Raw genomic sequence first — 256 nt, 5'->3', positions numbered from 1 at the left:
CCTTCGTGCTCCTCCGTTACTCTTTGGGAGGAGACCGCCCCAGTCAAACTACCCACCAGGCACTGTCCGCACCCCCGATAAGGGGGCAACGTTAGAACATCAAACATACAAGGGTGGTATTTCAAGGATGGCTCCACGGCAACTGGCGTCACCGCTTCACAGCCTCCCACCTATCCTACACATGTAGGGTCAATGTTCAGTGCCAAGCTGTAGTAAAGGTTCACGGGGTCTTTCCGTCTAGCCGCGGGTACACCGC

General features: G+C 56.2%; 1 rRNA gene. It reads right to left on the bottom strand.

The features are described from left to right. Positions 1-256: ribosomal RNA gene (locus tag C7H85_RS19360) — 23S ribosomal RNA — on the bottom strand; the annotation flags it as partial.

The sequence above is a fragment of the Zobellella endophytica genome (assembly GCF_003012775.1).
Taxonomy (GTDB): domain Bacteria; phylum Pseudomonadota; class Gammaproteobacteria; order Enterobacterales; family Aeromonadaceae; genus Oceanimonas; species Oceanimonas endophytica.
The sequence above is the reverse complement of the archived record's forward strand: the minus strand, read 5'-3'. Positions and strand labels throughout refer to the sequence as shown.